Source organism: Microbulbifer mixtoriginis (SeqCode) (genome assembly GCF_052467945.1).
In genome coordinates, this window is record NZ_CP174328.1 from 4,669,006 (window position 1) to 4,683,519 (window position 14,514).

13 protein-coding genes are annotated in these 14,514 nt (G+C 52.5%); 8 read left to right on the forward strand and 5 right to left on the reverse strand.

Features of this window, described 5'->3' with window-relative positions; translation table 11 throughout:
* Nucleotides 1–24: 24 nt before the first annotated feature.
* From rsmA to ACJJIJ_RS20300, 4 genes are all read right to left on the reverse strand, one after another.
* Nucleotides 25–825: a 16S rRNA (adenine(1518)-N(6)/adenine(1519)-N(6))-dimethyltransferase RsmA gene (gene rsmA, locus ACJJIJ_RS20285; RefSeq protein WP_252084357.1), complete on the reverse strand. Its 801-nt coding sequence runs from the start codon at nucleotides 823–825 to the stop codon at nucleotides 25–27.
* Nucleotides 826–869: 44 nt separating this feature from the next.
* Complete coding sequence (gene pdxA / locus ACJJIJ_RS20290) at nucleotides 870–1,865, reverse strand: 4-hydroxythreonine-4-phosphate dehydrogenase PdxA (RefSeq protein WP_252084358.1); 996 nt, start codon at nucleotides 1,863–1,865, stop codon at nucleotides 870–872.
* A 72-nt stretch (nucleotides 1,866–1,937) separates the two neighbouring features.
* Entirely contained in the window at nucleotides 1,938–3,260 is a 1,323-nt protein-coding gene (locus tag ACJJIJ_RS20295; protein ID WP_252084359.1) for a peptidylprolyl isomerase, read from the reverse strand.
* 20 nt (nucleotides 3,261–3,280) lie between these two features.
* Nucleotides 3,281–5,878, reverse strand: a complete 2,598-nt coding sequence (locus ACJJIJ_RS20300; protein ID WP_444938282.1) for an LPS-assembly protein LptD — start codon at nucleotides 5,876–5,878, stop codon at nucleotides 3,281–3,283.
* Nucleotides 5,879–6,149: 271 nt separating this feature from the next.
* Between ACJJIJ_RS20300 and ACJJIJ_RS20305 the strand changes: the two genes are divergently transcribed.
* The 8 genes from ACJJIJ_RS20305 to trpC all read left to right on the forward strand — a co-directional run bounded on the left by ACJJIJ_RS20305 (nucleotide 6,150) and on the right by trpC (nucleotide 13,695).
* Nucleotides 6,150–7,181, forward strand: coding sequence for an aminoglycoside phosphotransferase family protein (locus ACJJIJ_RS20305; RefSeq protein WP_444891444.1), 1,032 nt, complete (start codon nucleotides 6,150–6,152; stop codon nucleotides 7,179–7,181).
* Between the two features lie 37 nt (nucleotides 7,182–7,218).
* Nucleotides 7,219–7,926 (forward strand): nucleotidyltransferase family protein, encoded by a 708-nt coding sequence (locus ACJJIJ_RS20310; RefSeq protein ID WP_252084362.1) that lies wholly within the window; start codon nucleotides 7,219–7,221, stop codon nucleotides 7,924–7,926.
* Between the two features lie 19 nt (nucleotides 7,927–7,945).
* The gene (gene rpe, locus ACJJIJ_RS20315) at nucleotides 7,946–8,608 is read left to right on the forward strand and encodes a ribulose-phosphate 3-epimerase (protein WP_252084363.1); all 663 of its coding nucleotides are present in this window, start codon (nucleotides 7,946–7,948) and stop codon (nucleotides 8,606–8,608) included.
* A 230-nt stretch (nucleotides 8,609–8,838) separates the two neighbouring features.
* Complete coding sequence (gene trpE, locus ACJJIJ_RS20320) at nucleotides 8,839–10,356, forward strand: anthranilate synthase component I (RefSeq protein WP_252084364.1); 1,518 nt, start codon at nucleotides 8,839–8,841, stop codon at nucleotides 10,354–10,356.
* A complete protein-coding gene (locus ACJJIJ_RS20325) occupies nucleotides 10,343–11,203 on the forward strand; it encodes an ion transporter (protein ID WP_252084365.1) in 861 nt (286 codons plus the stop codon). Before trpE ends, ACJJIJ_RS20325 begins: the two co-directional genes overlap by 14 nt.
* Nucleotides 11,203–11,781 (forward strand): anthranilate synthase component II, encoded by a 579-nt coding sequence (locus ACJJIJ_RS20330; protein ID WP_252084366.1) that lies wholly within the window; start codon nucleotides 11,203–11,205, stop codon nucleotides 11,779–11,781. The genes ACJJIJ_RS20325 and ACJJIJ_RS20330 overlap by 1 nt, the downstream gene beginning before the upstream one ends.
* Nucleotides 11,782–11,854: 73 nt before the next feature.
* Nucleotides 11,855–12,904 (forward strand): anthranilate phosphoribosyltransferase, encoded by a 1,050-nt coding sequence (gene trpD, locus ACJJIJ_RS20335; RefSeq protein ID WP_444938283.1) that lies wholly within the window; start codon nucleotides 11,855–11,857, stop codon nucleotides 12,902–12,904.
* Entirely contained in the window at nucleotides 12,898–13,695 is a 798-nt protein-coding gene (gene trpC / locus ACJJIJ_RS20340; RefSeq protein ID WP_252085952.1) for an indole-3-glycerol phosphate synthase TrpC, read from the forward strand. Before trpD ends, trpC begins: the two co-directional genes overlap by 7 nt.
* Before the next feature lie 111 nt (nucleotides 13,696–13,806).
* Here trpC and crp read toward each other — a convergent pair whose 3' ends face one another.
* A complete protein-coding gene (gene crp, locus ACJJIJ_RS20345) occupies nucleotides 13,807–14,457 on the reverse strand; it encodes a cAMP-activated global transcriptional regulator CRP (protein ID WP_051089460.1) in 651 nt (216 codons plus the stop codon).
* Between the last annotated feature and the right edge of the window lie 57 nt (nucleotides 14,458–14,514).

The following is a 14,514-nucleotide window of genomic DNA, read 5'->3' on the forward strand; positions in this document are numbered from 1 at the left end:
CTTATCTCCCGAAGCTTAGCTTGCTCAGTGTTGTCCAAGTTTTGTGCAGTAATTTGATAGCTGTACAAACTCTTGCACACTCAGAGTTTCTGGGCGACGGCTGGCATCCACTGGCAGTTGATCTGGATCGAGGTCTGGGAACAGGGGCTTTAGTGCATTGCGCAGTGTTTTACGGCGTTGCTGAAAAGCGACATTGACGATTCTTTCCAATAGTTTTTCATCTTCAGCAATATAGGGGATCTTACTATGGGGTATTAGACGGACAATAGCAGACTCCACTTTAGGGGCTGGCCTGAAGGACTGAGGTGGTACTGGAAATAGCCCTTGAACACGGCAGTAATACTGTACCATTACTGTGAGACGGCCATAGGACTTGGTACCAGGGCTGGCTCCGAGGCGATCGACTACCTCCTTTTGCAGCATAAAGTGCATGTCCTGCACTTTGCTTTTGAAACTGAGCAAATGAAATAAAAGAGGCGTGGAAATATTGTAGGGGAGATTGCCAACAATACGCAGAGGGCTCTCACCGGCAAATTCTCCAAAATCGAATTTCAATGCGTCTCGCTCAATAATCTTGAAATCAGGGTAGTCCCTGAATTTAAATTCCAACAGAGGAATCAGGTCCCGGTCCAGTTCCACGGCTGTGAGTGAGGGACAACGTTGTATTAGCAATTCGGTAATAGCCCCTTGTCCAGGGCCTATTTCGACCAATTTATCGGTTTCTTTAGGGGCTATTGAACGAACTATACGCTCGATGATATTCCCATCGACCAAAAAGTTCTGGCCAAAACGCTTGCGTGCCTTATGTTGGAAAAAATTGTCCATTAATTAATCTGCAATTCAAATAGTGGTATTAGGCAAACAGGATGTTATATCACCTGCTGTTTCCGTAGTTGTGCCAGTTCTATTGCCTGAGTGAGGGCAGCTTCGAGACTGCCACAACTGGCTTTGCCAGTGCCCGCTAAGTCCAGGGCGGTGCCATGATCGACCGAGGTGCGAATATAAGGTAAACCCAGGGTGATATTAACCGCCTTGCCGAAGCCATGAAATTTTAACACTGGCAGGCCCTGATCGTGATACATGGCAAGTACTGCATCGAAATGCTCTAACTGGGGTGGGGTAAACAGTGTGTCTGCCGGTAGTGGCCCGGTCAGATGAAGGCCACGTTGACGCAGCCTTTCCAGTGCTGGCTGAATCACTTCGATTTCTTCCCGGCCCAAGTGGCCCCCCTCTCCAGCATGAGGGTTCAATCCACAAACCCCAATGTGAGGTGAATGGATACGGAACTGATCGCGCAGACCGCCGTGTAGAATCTCGGTGATGAGCTCCAGACGTTTGCCAGTTATTGCTGTGCTCACATCTTTAAGTGGAAGATGTGTAGTGACAAGGGCTACTCGAAGCTCCTGCGCAGCCAGCATCATGACTACTTGTGCTACGCCTGCTCGCTCCGCAAAAAACTCGGTATGGCCACTGAAGGGAAATCCAGCTTCATTGATTACCCCCTTATGTACAGGGCCCGTCACTAACGCATCAAATTGACCATTTTGACATCCATCTGCGGCTATCTCCAATGTCCTCAATACATAGAAGGCGTTGGCGGTGTTTAGCTTTCCAGGTAGGGATGGCTGCTTTAAAGGACTTTCTAAAATATAGAGGCTACCTGGTGCTGTTTCCGATAGCGGGGTATCTTCAGAGAAAGATATAAGCTGAAGGGGGAGTCCTAGCTTTTTAGCAGCCCGCTCCAGCAGGCTTGGGTCCGCAATGGTAATCAGTTGTGCAGGGCTGCCATGCTGAGACAATTTTACACATATCTCTGGGCCAATACCGGCGGGTTCTCCGGGGGTCAGCGCGATTCTGGGTATCATAGAGGAGCCACACTTTATACGAATAAAAAACCGGGCGCTTTGGCCCGGTCTTCGAGGTCTTAAAAAGCGCTTTTATTGCGCTTCCTGTTCAGGGCCTTCTTGCTTTTCATCTTTTAATTTAATTTCTACATAAGCCTGGTCGCGGATTTCCCTGCGCCAATTTTGCAGTTCTTCTTCATAGCGGCGGTTGCGTAAGAGGTTGGCAGCCTGGTTGCGAATATATTGATCGGTCATATCTTGTTTGCGTCGCCCCTCGACCATCAGGATATGCCAGCCGAATTGGCTGCGAAATGGCAGGCTGATTTCGCCGATGCCGGTGGTGTTCATGGCCTGGGTAAATTCAGGCACAAATTGTCCTGGCATAGACCAGCCGAGATCACCGCCGGACAGCATGGAGCCAATATCTTCGGAATTCTCGCGAGCGAGCTCGGTAAAGTTATCGCTAGCCATCGCCTCTTCTCGCATGGCTACCAGCTTGTTGTAGGCTTCATCATCCGTGAGGATGGCTGAGGGTTTGAGCAGGATATGGCGAACTTTAGTCTGCTCCACTAATTGCTCGCTGGCACCTTTTTGTGCATGAATCTTGAGCAGGTGGAAGCCGGCATCACTGCGGAATGGTTCGGTGATATCACCTACCTTGAGGCCGCTTAGCGCATCAGCAAATAGGGTGGGGAGTTCCACTGTTTTGCGCCAACCCAGGTCGCCACCGGCGAGGGCATTCTGCCCAGCAGAGTTGGCGATCGCCAGGCGACGAAAGTCAGTGCCGCCGCGCACCTGCTGAACCAGCTCCTCGGCTTTCTCGCGAGCCTGGGTAACTTCGCTGGCTGGAGCACTGGAGCTGATGGGGATCAAGATATGTCCCAGCTCATACTGAGGGGACTTCCAGAACTCGCCCTCTTTAGAGCGAAGGAAATTGTCGATGTCTTGGTCGGTGATCTGGATTCGGCGGTTGACGCTGCCTTGTTCTACCCGGCGGATCATCAGTTCCTGACGGATCTGCTGGCGAAAGCTTTTCATGGTCATACCATCGGAACGCAGGCGCTGACGAAATTCTTCAGGGCTGACACTCGCATTTTGTTGAACGCGAGCAATGGCTTGATCGAGTTCGGACTCGGATATTGTAACGCCCGCCCGAGAGGCCATCTGTAGCTGCAATCGCTCGATGATCAGTTGTTCTAATACTTGGCGGCGCAAAACATCTACAGGCGGTGCTTGAACTTGTTGGGCTTGAATCTGGCTGGCAATAGTGTTCATGCGCTGGGCTAGTTCACTGGCCATAACCACATCTTCATCAACAACGGCGACTACCCGGTCCAAGGTTTGTACTTGGGCTGTGACCGTGCCGGCGATCAGGACACAAGCAGCCAGAACGGATGACAAGCCTAATTTCGGCATCAATTTCTGCATTATTTTCATCACGGTTTCAGCTTTTCTCTCTGATCAAAATTGGCAATTCCTTGGCTTAGCATTTGAGTGACCGTTGCGCCAAATCCAGCTAGGCCCTTCAATTGTATTTCGAGGTAGATACCCTCATCGTATTGGAGGTCTTCAGCTCTAACAACACCGGCTAGGTCATTGTCCAGGGTTCGGCGCCATAAAAGGCGCGCACGATAGCAGCAGTCGTCATATTCGATACCTGCCAGGTATTCCAGTTCCCGGTTCAATGACAAATCGTAAGCTGCGCCAGCCATTATAGAAGTGTGCGTGTTGATAGGCAGTACAGTGGAGCTGTTCAGCTGGCGCGTAGGGCCGACCTGCTCAACACCGTCCTTATTGATAAATGTGACATTGTCACGCTTATAGTAGTAACTGAGGTTAAAAATACGCGCTTCATCATCAAAGTAGCGCAAGCTGAAGTTGCCGCGGTTGACATTGTGCTCTGTGTCATCGTAGACCAGCTCGCTGCCAATACGTAGGGATTGAATTGGGCGGCTTTCCAGTCTGGCGGCAAGCTCAGAGCGCGGGGTTTCTTCAATTAGCTCTTCCAGGCCGATCTGGGTGTCACTGGAATAGAAGACTTGGCCGATACTGGCAGACAGCAAGTCTCGCCCACTAATGGGCTCAATAAAGCGGGTGGTTAGCCCCAGAGCAACCCTACTAGCATCGTCAATACGATCATTGCCGGTAAAACGGCTGTGGCGAAATAGCTGGTCGTAGCTGAAGGTGAACAGCGAGGTATCGTAGAGTAGATTGTTACTTTGAGGATCAATGGGGCCTATATCGTTTATGTCATCCCCAGTAATATCGAAGAAACCTTCCTGGTTGGCGTTACTACTGAGTAGTCCGTATAGGCGTGGCTCCAGAGTCTGGATATAGTCGCGATCAAAGGCGAAGCCATCTCGTTCGAAGTAGAGGCCTGTGTCCAAGGTAAGCTGTGCGGCGGAGGCGCTTGGCGTGTCGTTGGCACCTTCTGGCAAGAAGGTGTCGCTGACCTGATAACCCAGATAGCGGCCTGCCAACCCTGGCTTAAAGTAACCCCACAGCCACTCTTTATCCCAAAAAAGCTCATAGTCCAGGCGCAGGCGGTCTGCGGTGACAAAATTTCTTGTTCGTTGAGTGACACTGTCGGGGTCATTAATATCTTTAATAAACCTGATCGTCTGAGTGTCCTGGTGCCGCCATACAGTGGCTTCATTTTGTAAGGCTAGCTGCCAGTCACCCCAACGGTAATTGCCATCCACATCTAGCCGAGGCAGCTGGGCGAAAGTGTCGAAGTCATCATTTTGCAGTACTTGGTAATCCTGGGCACGAAGGCTAACCGCCCAGTTTTCAAAAGTGAGTCTACCCTGGGCTTTTTGTTTAACCTGAGTTTCTGCGTTGATATCAAGGTTGGCGGTACTTAAATCGCGAAAATAGTCGGGATCGCTCACCTTGGTGTAGTCGATGTCGGTACGCCAGATACTGCCGCTATAACCACCCTGTTGTTCCAGGTTCACTAACCAGCGATCGTCCCCTTTGTAAGGTAGAACCAGATCCTCAGGGAAGCCCCGGTCAATCAATTCCTGGGCGAGATCACTATTGCCGCCCTTATCATTGGGGAGGTCGGCTAGGCGTATTTCGGTGTTGAACACAGGGCTTAGGTGGCGGAATTCTACTTCCAGACCAGTGCCGCGATACTGGATGTAGCGTGGAGTGATGGTCGCATCCATCTCCGGGGCGATGTTCCAGTAATACGGAACAGATAGGTCCCAGCCATTCTTATCGCTGTTGCTTAGAGAAGGAAAAAGGAAGCCCGACATGCGCGCATCGCCCACCGGGAAGCGAAAATAAGGAAAGTAGAGTACGGGAACATCCAGTATCTCCAGGCGTACATCCCTTGCGGTTCCCTGGCTCTCCACTTGATCGATATTGATTTCTCCGCCACTCAAGCGCCAGAAAGCCCGGCCCGGCTCACAGCGGGTATAGGTGCCATCGGTAAGGGTCAATTCACCACTGGTCTGACGTGCGACTTGGGCGGCGTCACCATGAATAAATTCGTCGTGGACAACATATGTTGCGTCCTCAATGGAGGCCGCTTCGGTATCGGTGTGAACCTCTGCCGAGTCCCCTCGAACGAGTAAATTGGGTTCGCGCAGTTCGATAGCGCCACTTAGGAAAGCGGTGTTGGTCTGGCGGTTGAGGGTCACTTCATCGGCAAATAATTGGCGATAGCCTTGGGTGATATGGACGTTGCCAATTAATTCGGCAGATCCGTCATCGAGGATGCGAGACTGCTCGGCTGTGGCACGTAGTGGCGCGTCTTCAGGGGGCAAGTTGGCATCGGGGTAATCCCTAGGCGGTTGGATAAAGGCTCCGGAGCAAATCGCCGGTACTCTGGCGCTTTCCTCAGGGGTCAATTCAGAACGTGGTAACCAGTCTAAGTACAGGTAGGGGTTGTATTCGGGATCTACGGCGGTTTGGTCCGCATGAGTCCATATAGGGTGCGCGGCCAACAAACCGAGGGCTAGAGAGTGGGCTCGTGGATTCTGAGCTATTGCTAGAGCGAGGCGACGCCACCGGGAGACTTCAAGCATCAATCGATAGGTTCCGGCTATTCTTTGGTGTTTCTTGTATCGGCAGATGCGTGCGACAGCTATCCAGCCGGGGCGCGCAAAAAATTATCGCCCGATTCTACTTGAATGTAGAAGTGGTTAATAGCCGCACAGATGGTACGGATGTAAGAGGCGAGAATGTTATAGTCGCTTCAAGCTCCCTGGGGCAGGGTTTCAATACGAGCTGCTTAATGGGAAACTGCCGCGATAGAAAGAATCATTGATGGGCCGAACAATAAATGAAGGGTGTACTGTGAGTGATGACCTGCGACAAGAGGCTTTGGCTCTTTGGGTGGGTAAGGCTCTGGATATTGAATTTCCAGCAGACTTGGCCAACCTTGCTGGGGATGCGGGCTTTCGGCGCTATTTCCGCACTTCTACTGAGCCCAGGTTAATCGCTGTTGATTCTCCACCTGAGTGTACTAACCCAGCCCAATTTGTGGCAGTTGCCGATTATCTGCGGCGCAATGGTGTGCACACCCCCATGGTAATAGCAGCTGATACAGCCAATGGGTACCTGCTATTGGAAGACTTGGGTGATACCCAATTATTCGATGTGCTGAGTAATGACAGTGTTGAGGGGCTCTATGCGGAGGTAATGAGTGAGCTGCTGAGTCTCCAGCAGATACCCCGTACAGAGGATCTGTTTCCAGATTACAACCGGGAACTATTGCTGACAGAGATGCGTATTATGCCCGAGTGGCTGGTAGGCAAGTTACTCGGCTACTCTCTGAGTGAAGTAGAAAACCGCCTGCTGCAAGAGACCTTTCAACGGTTGCTGGAGAGTGCTGCAGGCCAACCGCAAGCTCTAGTGCACAGAGACTACCATAGCCGTAATTTAATGATCCGTGGAGGTGAGCGCCCTGGAATCGTGGACTTCCAGGATGCCGTGTGGGGACCGATTACCTACGATTTGGTCTCTCTGTTGCGAGACTGCTATATCCGCTGGCCACGCCAGCGGGTCGAGCGCTGGGCTTTAGCCTATGCCGCTACTGCAGAAGCTGCTGGGGTACTGGAACCTGTCGAGCCTAAAGAGTTCTTAACTTGGTTCGACTGGATGGGGCTCCAGCGTCATATTAAAGTGCTGGGCCTTTTTCCACGTCTATCATTGCGCGATGGCAAGCAGAACTACCTGGGGGATTTGCCGCTGGTGATACGCTATGTACTGGAAACTGCTGGGCGCTATGAGGAGCTTCAGCCGTTTGCGCAGTGGTTTGAGCAACAGCTACTTCCGCTTATAGAGCAGCAGCCTTGGTACAGTGATTATCGCTATGCCGGTGAATAGCACTAATAAGCTGTATAAAAACTGATAGATGAATTGAATGACTCAGCTCACTGAGATAGCCCCAACAACCGCTATGGTCTTGGCTGCGGGCTTTGGGCGTAGAATGCGCCCCCTTACTGACCAAACCCCCAAGCCTTTGTTGTCTGTGGCGGGCAAGCCGCTCATTGAGCATGTGCTTGAGCGACTACAGGCTGTGGGAGTTCAACGGGTAGTGATCAACCTGGGCCATTTGGGCCATATGATTCGTGATTACCTGGGGAGTGGTGATCGCTGGGGACTCGATATCCAGTATTCTGTGGAGCAAGAAGACCGACCCCTTGAGACCGCAGGGGGGATTCTCAACGCGATGCCGCTGCTGGGAGAGGGCCCATTCTTTGTGGTTAATGGGGATGTCTGGTGTGACTTTGACCTTTCGCAGTGGGTGAATCGTCCCCTGCCTGAGGGCTGCCCTGGCCGACTTCTTATGGTGCCAAATCCTCCACATAACCCTGAGGGAGACTTCGGAATTGATAATGGCCTGTTGTCTGGGACTGCTAAGCCCCGCTATACCTTTGCCGGTATTAGTTGGCTACGCTCCGAGGTGTTAACCCGCTATCCCAACGTGCGTGAATGCTTCGGCCTTGGCGAGGTCTTTACTTTCAATGAGGACAAACTACAGGCGGACTTATACCCTGGGGACTGGTGTGATGTGGGCACCCCCGAGCGCCTGGAAAACCTGCATTGCCGCCTGAGCGCGGAAAATTGAGTTACTAAAGGAAATAATGATGTCAGATTACAAGATTGCTCCCTCGATTCTTTCCGCCGACTTTGCCCGCCTTGGTGAAGAGGTGGACAATGTGTTAGCCGCTGGTGCTGACTGGGTGCACTTCGATGTGATGGACAACCACTATGTGCCCAATCTAACCATTGGCCCAATGGTGTGCCAGGCGTTGCGCAAGCATGGTGTCGAAGCGCCCATTGATGTGCACCTGATGGTGGAGCCGGTAGACGATATGATTCGCATGTTTGCCGATGCGGGCGCAAGTTATATTACTTTCCACCCCGAGGCTTCGCGTCACCCGGACCGCTCCCTACAGTTGATCCGCAGTCTTGGTTGTAAGGCCGGTTTGGTCTTTAACCCAGCCACAGGACTGGATGCGGCCAAGTATGTGATGGACAAGCTGGATATGATTTTGTTGATGTCAGTCAACCCTGGCTTTGGTGGGCAAAAGTTTATTCCGGGCACTCTGGAAAAACTGCGCGAGGCGCGCCAGCTTATCGACGCTTCTGGTTACGATATTCGCCTTGAGATTGATGGCGGGGTCAACCGTGACAATATTGCGGAGATTGCCGCAGCCGGCGCGGATACTTTTGTTGCAGGCTCTGCAATCTTCAATGCCCCCGACTACGCTGAAGTGATCGGTGCTATGCGCGAAAGCCTGTCCTGAGAAAAACTTGGCGGGCAGCCCCTTGCCCGCCGCATACGGGATTTGTAAACTTGTGCGCCTGCACAGAGGGAATTTCCGTGAATCACACTATCCCCACATCCAGCAGTTGGCGATGGCGCCACTGATCCGCTGAGGCCAACTGGTCAACAATACCGTTCGGCCACCTCTCCCGTGGGCGCCGCCTATACTTTGGCGCCAACAAGAAAAATACCCAATAGATCGGAGTCTCTATGACCCCTAGTGAATACGCCCAACTTGTGTCTTCGGGCTATAACCGTATACCGCTAGTGCGCCGTGTGCTGGCGGATATTGAAACCCCCCTGTCCACTTATCTGAAGCTTGCCGAAGGTCGCTACAGCTACCTGCTGGAGTCGGTACAGGGCGGGGAGAAATGGGGGCGCTACTCCATTATTGGATTGCCCGCCAGAACCCTGCTTCGGGTGCGTGGCAATGAGGTTACGGTGGAGTGTGACGGGGCGGTGATAGAAAGCTATACCGAGCGCGATCCGCTGACATTTGTCGAGCAGTTTCAGCAGCGCTACCGGGTACCGGAACTTGCCAATTTGCCGCGTTTTAACGGTGGCTTGGTTGGGTATTTTGGCTATGACTGTGTGCGCTATATTGAACCGCGTTTAGCGCACAGTATGCCGCAGGATAGCCTGGGTAATCCGGATATCCTGCTGATGGTCAGTGATGAGCTGGTGGTGTTCGACAACCTCGCCGGTGCGGTTATCTTTATTGTGCATGCGGACCCTTCCCAGGCCGATGCCTATGAGAGGGCCCAGCAGTGTCTGGATCAACTGGTGGAAAGGTTGGCTCGGCCTTTACCGGATACAGTGCCTCTGGACCTGGATGGCAAGGGAATCGAAGAGGGTGCTTTTCACTCCCACTTTGGTGAGAAAAATTTCAAGAAGGCCGTAGATAGGGTAAAGGAATATGTCCTCGCCGGTGATGTTATGCAGGTGGTGCCATCTCAGCGCTTGTCGGCTCCTTTCGATGCCCCGCCACTGAATTTTTATCGCGCCCTGCGCAGCCTGAACCCCTCGCCCTATATGTATTTCCTCGACCTAGGGGATCACCAGGTTGTGGGCTCCAGTCCAGAGATTCTGGTACGCCTGGAAGAGGGTGAGATGACTGTGCGTCCGCTGGCAGGCACCCGCCGTCGCGGTACTTCCGAGGAGGAGGATAAAGCCCTGGAGCAGGAGCTATTGGCGGACCCCAAAGAGTGTGCTGAGCACCTGATGTTGATCGATCTGGGGCGCAATGATGTGGGCCGTGTAGCGGCGACTGGCAGCGTGCAGGTCACTGAGCAGATGGTGGTGGAACGCTACTCCCATGTGATGCATATCACCTCCAATGTCACCGGTCAGTTGCGGGAGGGGCTCACCGGTATGGATGCCCTGCGCGCGGCGCTTCCGGCCGGCACTTTATCCGGGGCGCCAAAGATCCGCGCTATGGAAATTATTGATGAATTGGAACCAGAGAAGCGTGGTATCTATGGTGGTGCGGTGGGTTACCTGGCCTGGAATGGCAATATGGATACAGCCATCGCAATTCGCACCGCAGTCATTAAGGACGGACAGTTATTTATCCAGGCCGGTGCCGGCCTGGTGGCCGATTCAGATCCCCAATCCGAGTGGGATGAGACCATGAATAAGGCTAGGGCGTTGTTCCGTGCAGCGGGCATGGCTCTGGCGAGTAGTTGTAAAGAAGTAGAAGTAAAGATCGAACAAAATGAGCGAAGCTAGTATTTCTCAAAAAGTATCTCTTGCTGCCCGTTGTCAACAGATAGTCGAAGCTCCCCTGTTTAATCAGGTGATCATTGGCATGATCCTGGTTAATGCACTGGCGGTGGGGCTAGAGACTTCAATATGGGTGATGGAGCGTTTTGGTACTGCATTGGGGGTTGTTAACCAATTGGTACTGACTGCTTTTATTTTAGAGGCAGCGATAAAAATAACTTCGCACGGATCGCGCCCCTGGCGTTATTTTGCCAGCGGCTGGAACTGCTTCGATTTCACCATCATCGCCTTAAGCTTGATTCCTGCCACAGGGCCCCTGGCAACACTCGCGCGCCTGGTACGGATCCTGCGGGTGTTGCGACTGGTTTCTGCCTTCCCTGAACTGCGTACTCTGGTGGATACACTGTTGCGCAGCTTGCCGAGCATGATGCACATCGCAATCTTGATGGGAATTATCTTTTATATCTATGGCGTGGCGGGCTACTTTCTCTTTCATGAGATAGACCCAACCCATTGGCGCAACCTGCCGATAGCTCTGTTGAGTCTGTTCCGTATAGTGACCTTCGAGGATTGGACCGACATTATGTATACCGCTATGGATGCAATGCCTTGGGCCTGGCTCTACTTTGTCAGTTTCGTGGTTATGGGCGCCTTTGTCATGATTAACCTGTTTATTGGCGTGGTGCTCAATAATCTGGAGGAAGCCAAGTTGCGTCGAATGGATGAAATGTGTCTGCCACCCAGTCAAACTGAAATTCTGCGCGAATTGCGCTCAACCCAAGCGGCGCTCGCACGACTGCAAAAGCGCATGGAAGCAACTACCGATACTGCACAAGCTATGGGGGCCAAGTAATGATTTTGATGATCGATAACTACGATTCCTTTACCTGGAATGTGGTGCAGTACCTTGAGGAGCTGGGCGCTGAGGTTGTGGTCAAGCGCAATGACGAAATAACCCTTGAGGACATAGAGCAGTTGGCCCCGGCGAAAATTGTGATTTCACCAGGGCCCTGCACACCCAATGAGGCAGGCATTTCCCTGGAGACGATTCGCCATTTCGCCGGGCGTATCCCTATTTTGGGTATTTGCCTTGGTCACCAGAGTATCGGCCAGGTTTTTGGTGGTCGCGTCGTACGTGCCGGCCAGGTTATGCACGGTAAAACATCGCCTATAGTGCACAACAACCTGGGAGTGTTTCACGGCCTATCCAATCCTTTCGAGGCCACCCGTTATCACTCCCTGGTGGTGGAAAAGGGCAGCTTGCCTGAATGCCTGGAAATTACCGCCTGGACGGAGACGCCTAACGGCGAGATTGATGAAATTATGGGGCTGCGCCACCGGGAATTACCGATAGAGGGCGTGCAGTTTCATCCAGAGTCCATTCTCACCATGCATGGCCACGATATGTTGAAGAATTTTCTCGAGTCCTGATGCGAAGGGCAAAACGCGGGGCAGTTAATTACGCTTCGCACCAATCAATATTGAGCGGGACAAGGGGGGCACAATGAATATACAAAATGCTATCGCCAAGTTGGTGGATGGAGAGCATTTGAGCCGTGAGGAGATGCGCGAGACTGTGGGCCAAATCATGCGTGGTGAAGCCCTGGAAGCGCAGATAGGAGCCCTACTGATCGCGTTGCGCATTCGCGGTGAAACTGTCGACGAGATCGTCGGTGCGGTGGAAACCATGCGGGCACTGGCCACTAAGGTTGAACTCGACCTTGAGAATACCGTAGACATCGTCGGCACCGGCGGAGATGGCGCAAATCTATTTAATGTATCCAGTGCCAGTAGCTTTGTTGCAGCTGCAGCTGGGGCCAGGGTGGCCAAACATGGCAACCGCTCGGTGTCTTCTAGTAGTGGCTCCGCCGATTTGCTCGAACGCGCCGGGGTTTATCTGGATTTAAGCGCGGAGCAAATGGCCCGCTGTGTGGAAACAATCGGTATCGGCTTTATGTTTGCGCCCAGTTTTCATAGCGCCGTTCGTCATGTAGGCCCAGCGCGCAAAGCACTGGGGCTGCGCACTATTTTTAATCTGCTCGGCCCCATGACCAACCCCGCCGGAGTTAAGCGCAAGGTTATTGGTGTTTATGAGAAACGCTACTGTCGTTTGTTGGCTGAAGTCCTGCAACGACTTGGTTCTGAGCACGTGCTGGTCCTGCACAGCGATGACGGCCTCGACGAAGCCAGTATCGCCGCAGATACTTTTGCGGTGGAATTGAAATATGGTGTTATTAGTGAGTTTACTCTCTGCCCCGAAGCCTTTGGTCTGCCCCGCCAAAGCCTGGATGGCTTGATTGTTGCGGGTGCCGCAGAGTCTCTATCCTTGATTCGCGACGCATTGGGTAAACGTGAAACTGAGGCAGGGAAAAAAGCTGCAGATATTATCGCCCTGAATGCCGGCCTGGCCATTTATGTCAGCGGCACTGCGAGCACGGCAGAGCAGGGTGTCGCCATGGCGCAGGACGCCATCGATAGCGGTTTGGCCGCAGAAAAAATCAATGACCTGGCTGCCTTTACCAGCGCCTTTCGCCCCGAGGAAGTGAAATCGTGAGCACACCGACCATTTTAAAAACTATTATCGAGCGCAAGTGGCAGGAAGTGGCGGAGCGCAAATCTCAATGCAGTCTGGAAGAAATACGTCTGAGCGCGGAGGACCAACCACCGGCGAGGGGATTTGTCGCGGCATTGGAATACAAAATCGCCGAGGGTGAGGCCGCAGTGATTGCGGAAATCAAAAAGGCTTCCCCCAGCAAGGGGGTGATTCGCGAGGACTTTCTTCCCGCAGAAATTGCGACCAGTTATGAGAGAGGTGGCGCGGCATGCTTGTCGGTACTCACCGATAGGGATTTTTTCCAGGGCGATGACAGTTATTTGCAGCAGGCGCGCAACGCGGTTCGTTTACCGGTTTTGCGTAAGGACTTTACCGTGGACCCTTACCAGGTGTTTGAGGCGCGCGCTATTGGAGCTGATTGCATCCTGCTCATTGCCGCCTGCCTGGAAGATCAGCAAATGCAGGAACTCAATGGTTTGGCCCTGGAATTGGGATTGGATGTGCTGGTGGAAGTGCACAATCGCGCAGAGCTGGAGAGGGCGTTGGCTCTCCCCAACCGTCTAATTGGAATTAACAATCGTAATCTGCACACCTTTGAGGTACAGCTGGAGAACACTTTTAAACTGCTCAATCTGATTCCCAAGGACCGCATTGTTGTAACAGAAAGCGGTATCCACACGACGGATGATGTCGCGGCCATGCGCGGGCACAGTGTCGATGCATTTTTGGTTGGCGAGGCTTTTATGCGCGAGGAAGAGCCGGGACGAAAATTGATGGAGATGTTTAACTGATGCTAGTGGGGTTTTTAGAAAGTTAGCTAGATAAAATCACAGACACAAAAAAGGGCGATTGATTACATCGCCCTTTTTTGTGTCTGTGGTATTTGACTCTGGGACAGGTATTTAACGGGTGCCGTAAACCACCATAGTTTTACCTTTGACCGATACCAAGCCCTGCTCTTCCAGGGTTTTCAGCACGCGCCCAACCATCTCACGGGAACATCCGACAATACGGCCAATTTCCTGGCGAGTGATCTTGATTTGCATGCCTTCTGGATGGGTCATCGCATCGGGCTCATTACACAGGTCCAAAAGGGTGCGAGCCACACGACCGGTAACATCAAGGAAGGCTAGATCGCCAACTTTTCGAGTGGTATTGCGTAGGCGCCCGGCCATTTGTGTGGCTAGAGCGAACAGGAATTCTGGGTGCTGACGAGTCAGTTCCTGGAATTTGGTGTAGGAGATTTCCGCAACCTCACACTCGGTTTTGGTGCGCACCCAGGCGCTGCGGGTGTCCTGATCAAATAGCCCCATTTCACCGAAAAAGTCCCCGTCGTTTAGATAGGCTACGATCATTTCGCGGCCCTCGTCATCTTCGATTAAGACGGTGACTGAACCGCGCATAATGAAATAGAGGGACTCACAGCGGTCGCCGGCATAGATAATCGTGCTCTTGGCCGGATAGCGTCGCCGGTGGCAGTGGGCCAGAAAGTCTTCAATATTGCCGATAGTCATGGGGTCTTCGATAGCAACCGTCACGGATTTATTCCTCATTTTTTGTCTCGTGCTCTATCCCGGCTTTAGCAGCTGAGCACTATTGAATTATCGCGC

What these genes read in the sequence shown, in the direction of transcription:
- ACJJIJ_RS20330 (WP_252084366.1), top strand. Translation starts at nt 11,203, where the DNA reads ATGATTTTGATGATCGATAACTACGATTCCTTTACCTGGAATGTGGTG.
- rpe (WP_252084363.1), top strand. Translation starts at nt 7,946, where the DNA reads ATGTCAGATTACAAGATTGCTCCCTCGATTCTTTCCGCCGACTTTGCC.
- ACJJIJ_RS20300 (WP_444938282.1), bottom strand. Translation starts at nt 5,878, where the DNA reads ATGCTTGAAGTCTCCCGGTGGCGTCGCCTCGCTCTAGCAATAGCTCAG.
- crp (WP_051089460.1), bottom strand. Translation starts at nt 14,457, where the DNA reads ATGAGGAATAAATCCGTGACGGTTGCTATCGAAGACCCCATGACTATC.
- trpE (WP_252084364.1), top strand. Translation starts at nt 8,839, where the DNA reads ATGACCCCTAGTGAATACGCCCAACTTGTGTCTTCGGGCTATAACCGT.
- ACJJIJ_RS20325 (WP_252084365.1), top strand. Translation starts at nt 10,343, where the DNA reads ATGAGCGAAGCTAGTATTTCTCAAAAAGTATCTCTTGCTGCCCGTTGT.
- rsmA (WP_252084357.1), bottom strand. Translation starts at nt 825, where the DNA reads ATGGACAATTTTTTCCAACATAAGGCACGCAAGCGTTTTGGCCAGAAC.
- ACJJIJ_RS20295 (WP_252084359.1), bottom strand. Translation starts at nt 3,260, where the DNA reads ATGCCGAAATTAGGCTTGTCATCCGTTCTGGCTGCTTGTGTCCTGATC.
- pdxA (WP_252084358.1), bottom strand. Translation starts at nt 1,865, where the DNA reads ATGATACCCAGAATCGCGCTGACCCCCGGAGAACCCGCCGGTATTGGC.
- ACJJIJ_RS20310 (WP_252084362.1), top strand. Translation starts at nt 7,219, where the DNA reads ATGACTCAGCTCACTGAGATAGCCCCAACAACCGCTATGGTCTTGGCT.
- trpD (WP_444938283.1), top strand. Translation starts at nt 11,855, where the DNA reads ATGAATATACAAAATGCTATCGCCAAGTTGGTGGATGGAGAGCATTTG.